The organism is Methylobacterium sp. CCH5-D2, assembly GCF_001556475.1.
Lineage (GTDB): Bacteria > Pseudomonadota > Alphaproteobacteria > Rhizobiales > Beijerinckiaceae > Methylobacterium > Methylobacterium hispanicum.
The window spans coordinates 1-10269 of the sequence record NZ_LSIX01000494.1 but is presented as its reverse complement, the minus strand read 5'-3'; the positions used below and the strand labels follow the sequence as shown (position 1 = coordinate 10269).

Annotated in this window: 11 protein-coding genes; 4 read left to right on the top strand and 7 right to left on the bottom strand. The window is 74.7% G+C overall.

Annotation, left to right across the window (positions count from 1 at the left end; all coding sequences use genetic code 11):
* Nucleotides 1-189 precede the first annotated feature (189 nt).
* The 5 genes from AX737_RS12650 to AX737_RS35790 form a co-directional block, all read right to left on the bottom strand.
* Entirely contained in the window at nucleotides 190-690 is a 501-nt protein-coding gene (locus tag AX737_RS12650; protein ID WP_066921814.1) for a DUF3016 domain-containing protein, read from the bottom strand.
* Complete coding sequence (locus tag AX737_RS12645) at nucleotides 687-902, bottom strand: hypothetical protein (RefSeq protein ID WP_066921812.1); 216 nt, start codon at nucleotides 900-902, stop codon at nucleotides 687-689. Before AX737_RS12645 ends, AX737_RS12650 begins: the two co-directional genes overlap by 4 nt.
* Nucleotides 903-1009: 107 nt before the next feature.
* Nucleotides 1010-1546 (bottom strand): helix-hairpin-helix domain-containing protein, encoded by a 537-nt coding sequence (locus AX737_RS12640; protein ID WP_066921811.1) that lies wholly within the window; start codon nucleotides 1544-1546, stop codon nucleotides 1010-1012.
* Between the two features lie 252 nt (nucleotides 1547-1798).
* Nucleotides 1799-3268: a right-handed parallel beta-helix repeat-containing protein gene (locus AX737_RS12635; RefSeq protein ID WP_066921809.1), complete on the bottom strand. Its 1470-nt coding sequence runs from the start codon at nucleotides 3266-3268 to the stop codon at nucleotides 1799-1801.
* Entirely contained in the window at nucleotides 3265-4140 is an 876-nt protein-coding gene (locus AX737_RS35790) for a response regulator transcription factor (protein WP_156453680.1), read from the bottom strand. The genes AX737_RS12635 and AX737_RS35790 overlap by 4 nt, the downstream gene beginning before the upstream one ends.
* A 411-nt stretch (nucleotides 4141-4551) precedes the next feature.
* On the opposite strand from AX737_RS35790, the gene AX737_RS33175 reads away from it, so the two are divergent.
* The 4 genes from AX737_RS33175 (at nucleotide 4552) to AX737_RS12610 (ending at nucleotide 8836) form a co-directional block, all read left to right on the top strand.
* Nucleotides 4552-5595, top strand: a complete 1044-nt coding sequence (locus AX737_RS33175; protein ID WP_066921806.1) for a hypothetical protein — start codon at nucleotides 4552-4554, stop codon at nucleotides 5593-5595.
* Nucleotides 5596-5665: 70 nt separating this feature from the next.
* On the top strand, nucleotides 5666-6781 hold the full coding sequence (locus AX737_RS12620; RefSeq protein ID WP_066921804.1) for an acyltransferase: 1116 nt from the start codon (nucleotides 5666-5668) through the stop codon (nucleotides 6779-6781).
* A gap of 73 nt (nucleotides 6782-6854) precedes the next feature.
* Nucleotides 6855-8372: a UbiA family prenyltransferase gene (locus AX737_RS12615; protein ID WP_238229913.1), complete on the top strand. Its 1518-nt coding sequence runs from the start codon at nucleotides 6855-6857 to the stop codon at nucleotides 8370-8372.
* Entirely contained in the window at nucleotides 8369-8836 is a 468-nt protein-coding gene (locus AX737_RS12610) for a GtrA family protein (RefSeq protein ID WP_066921802.1), read from the top strand. Before AX737_RS12615 ends, AX737_RS12610 begins: the two co-directional genes overlap by 4 nt.
* 7 nt (nucleotides 8837-8843) lie before the next feature.
* Here the strand turns inward: AX737_RS12610 and AX737_RS12605 are convergent, their stop codons facing one another.
* Together AX737_RS12605 and AX737_RS12600 are read right to left on the bottom strand one after the other, a co-directional pair.
* Nucleotides 8844-9611: a hypothetical protein gene (locus AX737_RS12605; protein ID WP_156453678.1), complete on the bottom strand. Its 768-nt coding sequence runs from the start codon at nucleotides 9609-9611 to the stop codon at nucleotides 8844-8846.
* Between the two features lie 130 nt (nucleotides 9612-9741).
* The coding region (locus AX737_RS12600; RefSeq protein ID WP_197430560.1) for a GTP-binding protein at nucleotides 9742-10269 on the bottom strand (528 nt) is incomplete at its 5' end.

The window sequence follows — 10269 nt, the reverse complement described above, 5'->3', positions numbered from 1 at the left end:
CTCGGCCGCCGGGGCGGGGGCCGGCGCGGCCCGGGCGGCGTCCGCCGGAACGAGCGCGATCGGGGCGGTCGCCCCGACGAGAACGAGTGCGAGAGCAGGGCGCAGCCGCATGCGGGATCCTCCGGTCACCATGCGGGGCAGATAGGGGTCGCGCCGGGGCCGGGCAATGCGCCGGGCCCGCGCCCCGCGTCAGCCCCGCTCGGGGAAGCGCCGGGCGAACCAGTCCCGCACGAGGATCCGCTCGTAGGCGAGGCTGCCCGTCGCGAGCCGCGCGCCGAGGAGGAAGTCGCTGTCGGTGAGCGTCTCCTCGGCCCGGGCCACCGCTCGCCCGCCCCGCCGCAGCACGTAGGCCAGACGGATGCGCGGCGGGCTGACGTCCGTCACGACCCGCACGCCCTGCGGCGCGCCGAAGCTCGGCCGCTCGATCCCCGCGAGGTCGATGTCGAGCACGCTCACCGCGAGGTCGTCCCCCGGGGCGAGGCGCCGAGCTCCGGTCTCCTCGAAGATCCGGGCGATCTCGGCAAGCGTCGCCCGCAGGGTCTGGCCCGAGCCGTAGCGGTTCTCGGCGTCCGTGAAGCGCTCGGGCGCGACGAAGCGCACCTGGACCGCCTGCGCGCCGGCCGGCCCGGCGGCGAGGACGCCCGCCAGGAGCGCCGCCGCCGGGAGGGCGGCCGCGCCGCCCGGCCTCATTGCTGCGAGCGGGTGATCACCGCCAGCAGCGCCCGCGCCACCGGCTCGGTGACGGTGCGGCGGTACTTGCGGTGGACGAGCTGCCCGTTGTGGTAGACGTCTTGCTCGACGTAGAGGCGCTCCCCGTCCCAGCGGACGATGTTGTCGCTCTCCGTCGTCTCCTCGACGCCGAGATCGGATCTCAGGATCGTGCTCCCGGTGTGCGTCAGCATCCGCAATAGCCCCGATTGTGTGGCCCCGACGGCCGAAGGAGGGGGAGCATAGGCGGGGGCGGCGGCGCGCGCCAGACGGCGCGACCGACCTGTCCCGCGGTCCCGCGCTACTGCACGGTGACCTGGTCCTTGATGCGCTCGTAGGTCGCCCGGCTCAGCACGCGCTTGCTCAGGAGCTGATCGACGGCGCCGTAGGGCCGCCGCTGGATGATGGCGCGCCCGATCGTGCCGCCGCCCTTCAGGGCGTTCAGCTGGGCCAGGGTCGCGGTGTTGAGATCGACGAGCGCCACCGCCCTCGGATCCGCGCTCTCCTGCGCCGGGACGGTCGGATCCGGCGCAGGCGGCGGGAGCGGCGCGGGCTCGGGAGCCCGGGCCTGCGCCGGAACCTGCGCCGGAGCCTGGGCCGGAGCCTGGGCCTGCGCCCGGTCCGGCTCCCGGAGGGCGGGCGGGCGAGCCGCCTCGGGCGCCGCCCCAGTCTCCGGCGCGGGCTCGGGGGCCCTCTCCCGCACCGGCGCGGCGACCGTCGGCACCTCCGCGGGCGCCTCGCCCGTACCCCGCAGCCACAGGTACTGCATCAGCGCCGCCAGCAGGCCCGCGACGACGAGCAGCACGGACACGCGCACGATGGCCGAGCCGCTGAGCATGGCGTTTTCCCCCCGCTGCCATGGTTTGTCTCACCCTCCGGGACGGAGTGGCAAGTTTCCGGGTTCGCGGAAGCGGGCGGCGCGGGCGCGCATCCACTGTAAATGCCGTCCAGACGGGGGGATGTCGCCGGTCCGGGTCGTCCGACCTCGGTCGGGGCGCGCGACCGGCCCTGTGAGCACCGCACGAAACGCCCGATCAACGGGGGGCCTCCCCCTGCGCATGGCGGCGCGGCGGGCGTGTCGCGAGAGGCTCTAAGGCTCCGCCTTCAGGATCCCGGCCCGCTCCTGGCCCGCGGCCCGGAACTGCGCGAAGTCGATGATGTCGTGGCCCCAGATGAAGCGGGGCGGCGTGGCGGCCGGGAAGGCGTAGCGGTTCCGGTCGAAGCTGTTGCCGCCGGTCTGGATCACGCGGAAGTTCGGCGATTCCGGCTCGGCATCCGAGACGCCGCCGGCGCTGCCGGCGCCCTGGAACGTGAATCGGTTGTCGTGGACCCGGTTGCGCGCGGTCCGGTACAGGCCGCCCTGCGCCCGTTCCCGGGCCTGATCGACCAGCACCACGGCGTGGCCGCCGGGCCGTACCGTGATGTCGTTGTCGCTGACTTCGACATCCTCGGAGGCCGCGACCTGGATGTCCCCGTCCCAGAACCAGGTCGCGCGCGGGTCGCCGTTGAGGCGCAGCGTGTTGCGGGCGATCACGGCGGCGTAGGAGATCTCGTAGAAGATGCCGGGCCCGAGATTTTCCGCGGCGTGGTTGCCCTCGATGCGCACGTCGCGGCAATCGATGTCGCACCAGAGGCCGGGACCGCCGTTGCGCTCGACGCGGTTGCCCCTGAGGACGACCGACCGGCTCGCGGTGATCTTCAGGCCGCCCGCCTCCCAGGCGGGATCGAAGTCGGCGGTGTTGTTGGCGTAGATCCGGTTGTTCTCGAACAGGATCCCGGTGCCGCCCGCCGTCGCGCCGAGCTGGCCGTTGTGGTGGATCGTGCAGTCGCGCACCACGCCGCCCGAGGCGATGCCCACGCCCGCGCCGGAATTGTGGCGCAGCTCCGTCGCCTCGACGCGCCAGCCCGGGCCGCCGGCCTCGATGGCGCCTTCCTGGACGGGCGAATCGTACTTCTCGACGAGGAGACCCCGGATGCGCACGTCCGGCGCCCGCCCGCGGAAGGCGAAGCGGGTGCTCGCCACCTCGACGAGGCGCCCGTTCGGGTCGTCCCCGAGGGTGACGCGCGCCTCCGCGGTCTCGACGAGGTAGCGACCGGGGCCGAGCTCGGCCCGCGACGCGACCCGGCGCAGGGGCTCCCCGTCGAGGAACAGGGCGAGGGGCTGCAGGCAGAGGGTGCCAGAGCGGCACTGTCCGGGCCCTCCGCCGCGCGGCCGCGGGCCGAGGACCTGCCAGTAGGGGCCGGCGCGCTCGAAGCCGCGCAGCACCCGGGCGCCGTTCAGCACCGCGCCCGGTGCGCCGAGGAAGCTCTGACCGGCGAGCGGCGCCACCTCCTGCATCCGGTACAGGCCGGCGCCCAGGCAGACCGTGCCCCCGGGGCCGGCGCGCAGGGCCGCGCGCTGGATCGACTCGCCGGCCGAGATCCTGACCGCCCCGTCCGGGCAGGCCACGGCGCCGGCGGGATCCGCGCGCCTCCCGGCCGGCACCGCCGGGCCCGGCAGGCCGACCGGGGCGAGCGCCGCGACGAAGCCGGCGGCGCGCGCCAGGGTCCGGGTCCTCACCGGACGTGGATGGGCTCGGCGCCCCAAGCCGCCGCGGCGGCGGCCGGCAGGTCCTCCGCGTCGATCTCCTCGGAGACCAGCTCCGCGACCGCGCAGCCCCGGACCTCGCCCCCGTACGGCAGCTCGGTGCCCTGCGGCATCTCGGTGCCGGCGAGGTGCTTCATGCCCCAGATCGCCGCCTGGGTCCGGTTCTTCACCTGGATCTTCCGCAGGATCGCCTTGACGTGGCCCTTCACGCGGCCCTCGGCGATCGAGAGGCGGTCCGCAATCACGCGGTTCGACTCGCCCTTCACGAGGCAGGCGATGATCTTGATCTCGCGGGCGCTCGGGCGGAAGGCCTCGCCGCCCTCCTGACGCTCTGGCCGCGCCGGCTCCGGCCGCTCCCCCGGGGCGCCCTCCTCGGCCGCCTCCGGGGCCGCCTCGCGCAGCGCCGGGATGGCGAGATGGGGCACCACCCGCTGGCCGAGCAGGGCCAGTTCGAGGGTCTGGACCAGGGTTTCGGCGGCCACCGTGCGCAGCAGGATCGCGGCGACGCCGGCCTCGAGCATCGGGAGCACCTGGGCCTCGCCGCAGCCCGCGCACAGGCAGACGACCGCGGCCTCCGGATAGAGCGTGCGGGCCTGCGCGATCCGCTCCCGGTCCTCCTCCCGCTCCGGGTCGATCGAGAGCAGGATGACGAGGGCCTCGGCGGCGAGCGCGGCCGGCTCGATGCCGTCGAGGCGGTCGGCGACGGCCACCACGTCGAACGGGGATCCGGCGAAGATGTGCCGCAATCCCTCACGGAACAGGGCCGTATCCCCGACGATGGCCACGGCCGCACCCGAAAGTGGGATCGCGTCCTCCAGCCGTTCACTCGAGACCAGACAATTCATATCGCAACCCTCTCGATGCGGGCCTGCCCCATGCGAAGGACCGTATGCTCAAATACGTTCCGATAACGACTATGTATGAGGGCGGACTACACCTGAAACAACAAAAGATAAGGCACTGCTCCTTTGGTGACTAACTAAGGCGTTACCACTTCGCGAAGCTGAGACTGATGAGCGCTTCACCTGCTCACAAATGTCCCCTTGATGCCTGCGCGTTTCTCTGGATGCGTGCCGTTTATGCAGTTTTCACCGACGCTCCCGCCCCAACGGGGTAGGATTCCGTCCCGACGGCCCGGGCGACGGGTTAGATGGGGACGAAACCCCGCCATTCGGGGTAGTCCCGCAGCGGACCTTCCGAAACGCGGTCGCGCTGTAGGATTCGCCGGGCCGGATACAGTCCAGGCGGAGTTCGACATGCTCGACGACCGCGCGCGCGCACCTTCCCTTCACCTCGGCCAGAGGACGACCGCCGCCGCGATCCCGGCCGAGCCGCGCGACTGGGTCGCGGAGTTCCGGCGCGAGCAGGCCCACCTGATCAAGCCGGCGCCCCGTCCCGGCGCGTCCCGGATCCTGGCCTACGGGCTCGGCGCGGCGCTCGCCGTCGCCCTGGCGGCCGGGCTCGCCGCGTCGCTGCCGGCCCGCCTCTCCGGCCCCGTCGTCCCGGCGGCCGCGACGGGGCCCGCCGCCGGCCCGGCCGCGACAGAGCTGGCCGAGGCCCGCGAGGAGGCGCTGAGCTTCGATCTCGCTCGCGTGCGGCAGGAGGCGCGGCAGCAGGCCGAGGCGGCGCGGCAGGAGATCGAGGCGGCGCGGCGGGAGGCCGGGGCGGCGCATCTGCGCGAGGTCGAGGCGCTGCGCGCGGCGGCGGAGCGATCCGAGGCCGACAGGGCGCGGGCGGAGGCCGCGCGGACGGCCGTCGAGGCCGAGGAGAGCGCGCTCGCCCGGGACCTCGCCCAGGCGCGGGCCGAACTGGCCGCGGCGCAGCGGCAATCCGCCGAGGCGCGGAGCGAGGCCGCGGCCGAGCGCGCGAGGTCCGCGCAGATCGCGGAGCGGCTCGACGGGGCGGAGGCGCGGGCGCGCGAGAGCCGCGCGTCCGGCGAGGCCGCCCTGGCGCGGGCCGAGCGCGAGCGGGACGAGGCCCTGGCGGGCCTCGCCGGGCTCGCGCGGAGCGCGCCCGCGGCGGCCCCCGAGACCGCGGCCGCGCCGCAGCCCGTCGACTGGACGCTCTTCAGCCTGCGCCTCTCCCCGGACGATCCCGCGGCGCCGATCGCGCGCGAGCCGGTGCGCGCGGCGCCCGTCCGGAAGGCCGGCCGCAGGACGCGCGAGAGCGCCGCCGAGCCCGCCCCGCGCGCGGCCCGCGGCGGCCGGACGAAGGCCGGCCCGGAACGGGCGCCGGCGGCCGGCAGGCCGGAGCCGGACCTGCGCCTGCGCGGACCGATCGCCGCCGGTCCGGACGCCTGAAACGCCGCCCCGATCCTCACCCCGATCCGGCACCGCCCCGGCGCCGGTCCAACCGCTCGTGGAGAGACCTGTGACACATCCGGGCCGGCGTCCCGACCTCGAATGGCTGAAGGCGCTGGCGGCGCTCGAAGTGGTGGTCTGCCACTCCGACCTCGCGGTGAAGCACTTCTCGGGGGCTCTGCTGTCCCGGTCGTGGTACCTGCCGGTGAGCGGGATCGGGGTCGAGGTCTTCTTCGTCGTCTCCGGCTACCTGATCTGCCTGCGGGCGTCGGCCTATCCGAGCGCGCTGGCCTTCATGCGCGCCCGCTTTCTGCGGCTGCTGCCGCTCTACGCGCTGTTCACCGGCCTCGCTGTCGCGGCGCGCCTAGCCAACCCGGCCTGGGCCTGGAACGCCTGGGACGTCTCGGCCCGCACGATCGTCAGTTCCTTCCTGATGCTGCCGCAGTCGCGCTACCCGATCGTCGGCGTCGGCTGGTCGCTCGAGCACGAGGTGATCTTCTACGCCCTCGTGGCGCTGCTGATCCTGGCGACGCGGCTCGCCGGGTCGGCGCCGATGCGGTTCGGCGTGGCCCTGTTCGGGCTGGGCTGGTGCGGAGCGGTCCTCGGCATCGCCCCGAGCGATCCCGCCTGGTATCTCCATCCCTTCAGCGTGCTGATGACGGGCTTCGCCGCGGGCTGGCTCTACCGCTGCCACGAGGCGGCGGGGCGGCGCGGCGTGCCCTGGCTCCTCGTCGGCTGCCTCGCCGTCACCGCGGCGCTGAGCCTCGTGGCGGACGCGGCGAACGCCGAGCGCATCCTGCGGCTCACCGGCGCATCGGGCCTCGTCGTCCTCGTCATCGCCTTCCGGGAGACGATCCTGCGGCTCCCGCTCGCCGACCGGGTGCTGTTCCCGATGGGCCTGGCGACCTACAGCATCTACCTCTCGCACTGGTTCACCCTGTCGGCCCTCGGCAAGGTCGCGGGCCGGCTCGGCCTGCCCCCGTCGGCGCAATGGCCGGTGCGCCTCGTCGCCATCGCCCTCGGCGTCGCGGTCGGCATGGCGGTCTACCGCCTGCTCGAATGCCCCCTCGACCGCTGGCTGCGGGCCGGCGTGCCGGTTCAGGAGGCCTTCCGCCTGCCCTTCCGGCGCCGGCCGGCGCGCTCGCCTGAGACCGGGATCGCTCATCCCATCGGCGTCCTCAAGTAATCCGGAAGGTCGCGCCGGCCCATCGGCCGTCTCTGGCAAGGTCGATCTGCATTCTCAAGGAGCAGAGACGGAGATGGCCGAGGCACTGTCCGGGGGAATGGCCGTGAACGGCGCGGCGACGGCCGGGGCCGGGTCGGGGGCGGCCGGGGCACCCTTGCGCCCCCTCGTGATCGACCTCGACGGCACGCTCCTGCGCACCAACATCCTGGTCGAGTGCGCGCTGGCCTACCTGCGGCGGGAGCCGCTGGCGCTCCTGCACATCCTGTTCTGGCTGTTCCAGGGCCGGGCGCGGCTGAAGCAGGAGCTGGCCTGCCGGGCGCTGGTCGATCCGAAGCTCCTGCCCTTCGACGCCGCGCTGCACGCCTACATCACCGCCGAGCGGGCCCGGGGCCGCAAGGTCTACGTCGCGACCGCGGCGGATGCGGGCATTGCCCGCGCGGTCGCCGCCCTCCACGGCCCCTTCGAGGACGTGCTGGCGAGCGACGGCGTGATCAACCTGAAGGGCCGCCGCAAGGCCGAGGCGCTGGCCCGCCTGTTCCCGCAGGGCTTCGCCTACGCGGGCGACAGCCGGGCCGACATCCCGGTCTGGTCGCGGGCCGACGAGATCATCGCGGTCGGGCGCCCGCGCTTCACGGCGCACGCTGCCGGAAGCCTCGGGGCCGGCCACGGCAAGCCGTCGCTGGTCTTCCCGACGCCCGCGATGCTGCCCGCCCTCGTCGCCTGCGCGCGCCCGCACCAATGGGCCAAGAACCTGCTCGTCGTCGCCCCCGCGATCCTCGGCGGCGTCGTGCTCGACGCGAGCCGGATGCTCGACGTGGCGCTCGCCTTCGCGGCGCTCTGCATCGTCGCCTCCTCGACCTACATCCTGAACGACCTCTGGGACGTCGCCGACGACCGGCGCCACTGGTCGAAGTGCCACCGCCCCATCGCCAGCGGGCGCCTGCCGATGGCGGCTGCCGCGGGCGCGGTGCCGACCGGGCTCGCCGCGGGCTTCGCGCTCGGCGCGCTCGTCGGCCCCTCGACCGTCGCGGCGCTCGCCGCCTACACGGCGCTGACGGTGGCCTACTCGCTGGCCCTGAAGCGCGTCCCGATCCTCGACGTGGTGGTGCTCGCGAGCCTCTTCACGACCCGTCTCGTCCTCGGCACCTTGGCGGCGGCGGTGGCGCCCTCGCCCTGGCTCCTCGTCTTCTCGATGTTCCTGTTCGGCTCGCTCTGCTTCGCCAAGCGCTACGTCGAGGTCGAGCGCTGGAAGGAGCGCGGCGCCGGCACCACCACGAGCCGGGGCTACGAGACGCGCGATACGCCGATCCTGCTGGTGCTCGGGGCCGGCACCGGGGTCGCCAGCATCGTCACGCTCGTGCTCTACGTGATGTTCGACGCCTTCCGGCTTGATCTCTACGCCAGCGCGGGCTGGCTCTGGGCCTTTCCGCTGATCCTGTTCCTGTGGCTGGCGCGGATCTGGCTCGTGGCGGGTCGCGGCCGGCTCGACGACGACCCGGTCGCCTTCGCGCTCAACGACGGGCCGAGCCTGATGCTCGGCGCGGCGCTGGTCGGCGCCTTCGTGCTCGCCTGGTCGGGGGTGCTGTCGTGAGGCGGCCGCGCGCGGGATCCGGGCCGGTCCGCCGCCTCGGCGACCTGCCGCAGCCGGTGCGGTTCCTGCTGGCGGGGGGCTTGGCGGCCCTCGTCAACTGGCTGGCGCGCTTTCCCCTGTCCTGGTTCCTGCCCTACGGGTTGGCCGTGGTCGGGGCCGCCTGCATCGGCATGGCCTTCGGCTTCTTCGTCTACCGGGTCTGGGTCTTCCGGGATTTCGGCCGGGGCGGCCTGCGGCAGGCGTCGGATTTCCTGCTCGTCAACGCCGTCACGACGATCCTGGTGACGGCGGTGGCGCTCGCCGGGCGGGCGCTGCTCGTCCGCCTCGGCGCACCCTGCGAGCCGGCGGAGGCGGTCGCCCACGCCGCCGGCATCGCGGCGGGCGCCGTGGGCAACTATTTCGGCCACGCGGCGATCACGTTCCGCACCCGGCGGACGCGCCTCCCCGTCGCGGCGGAGGGATAGGATCGCCTCAGGCCGGCACCGGATCCGGGCCCGCATGCCGCCACGCGATCGCGCCGTGGCCCTGGCCCAGATGGATCGTGCCGGCCACCAGCCCGCCCGCCCGGCTCGCCAGCGCGATGGCGAGCTGCTGGCGCCGGGCGAACAGGCGGGTCACCACCCGCACCATGGCGGCTTCCTGCGGCTCGGCGATGATCGGCCGCCGCGCGGTCCGCGCGTCGAGCGCCAGGAGGGCCTCGACCGCGTCGCGGACGCGCTCCGGCTCCCGGATCGTCTCGACCGTCGCGTTCGGCGGGACGTAGCCCTCGGGCCGGACGCCCAGAACGCTCTCGGGCGGGACGGTCCGGCGCCGCACAGAGAGGGCGCCCTCCCGGGGCTGCGGATCGTAGGCGACGGGCCGCGGGCGCGCCCGCAGATGGGCCGCGACCGCGGCGTGGATCGCCGCGCCGCGGCCGGGATCGACCAGGGAGCGCGCGGTGAGTCCCGGAGGCCACCACGGGCGCGCCCGGGAGGCGCGAAACAGCGGCTCGGCGATCGCCAGCGGCACCACGCCCCGCAGGATCGGCTCCGGCCGCTGCTCCCAGGCGAGCGCGAAGGCGATCGTCTCGCCGCCCGCGAGGTGCCGGGCGGCGGTGAGGAGGTAGTCGGGATCGGTGCGCGGATCGAGCACGGCGTTGCGGGCGAGGAGCCCCCGCCACCCGGCGATCGCCTCCGCATCGACGCCCGCCGCCGCCTTGAGATCGACGCGCCAACCCGCGCCGACGGCCGGCCCAGCCACGTGGCCGCCTTGGATCAGAACGAACCGCTGCACAGGCGCCCCCGATCGATTCCCGACACAGCCGTCCCAGTCTGGGACGGGCGCGGCCGGCGGCCGCTCAGATCGCGGAAACCCTTCACGAACGGTGCCGTCAGCCGCCCGGGATGGCGAGCGGGTTGGCGGTGAGCGCGGCGGCATCCGGCGCGTCCGGCCGCGGGCGGCCGAGGAACGCGTCCCAGAGCCGCGTCACGAAGCTCGGGTCGAGGTCACGCACGATGAGGACGAGGCGCGAGGTCCGGTCCGCGTCCGGCCAGGCGGGCAGCGTGACGGGGGCGTGCACCACGTGCTGCACCCCGTGCACGACGACCGGGCGGTCCGGCGCGTCGGCGAGGGCCACCAGCCCCTTGAGCCGCAGCAGGTTCGGGCCATGGGAGGAGCGCAGCAGGTCGAGGAACATCTCGAAGGCCGCGCGCGGCACGGGCACGTCGCTCGTCAGGGAGAAGGCGCGGATGGCGGCGTCGTGCCGGTTCGGATCGTGGGCGTGTGTGTGTTCGTGCGTCTCGACCGCACCGAGCCAGGCGCGCACGTCCGCCGCCTTGCCGTCGAGCCCGAACAGGCCGCCGAGCAGGGTCTCGGCCGGGGCATCGGGCGGCGCGATCGGGGCGGCGGGGTTGAGGGC

What these genes read in the sequence shown, in the direction of transcription:
- AX737_RS12650 (WP_066921814.1), bottom strand. Translation starts at nt 690, where the DNA reads ATGAGGCCGGGCGGCGCGGCCGCCCTCCCGGCGGCGGCGCTCCTGGCG.
- AX737_RS12645 (WP_066921812.1), bottom strand. Translation starts at nt 902, where the DNA reads ATGCTGACGCACACCGGGAGCACGATCCTGAGATCCGATCTCGGCGTC.
- AX737_RS12640 (WP_066921811.1), bottom strand. Translation starts at nt 1,546, where the DNA reads ATGCTCAGCGGCTCGGCCATCGTGCGCGTGTCCGTGCTGCTCGTCGTC.
- AX737_RS35790 (WP_156453680.1), bottom strand. Translation starts at nt 4,140, where the DNA reads ATGAATTGTCTGGTCTCGAGTGAACGGCTGGAGGACGCGATCCCACTT.
- AX737_RS33175 (WP_066921806.1), top strand. Translation starts at nt 4,552, where the DNA reads ATGCTCGACGACCGCGCGCGCGCACCTTCCCTTCACCTCGGCCAGAGG.
- AX737_RS12615 (WP_238229913.1), top strand. Translation starts at nt 6,855, where the DNA reads ATGGCCGAGGCACTGTCCGGGGGAATGGCCGTGAACGGCGCGGCGACG.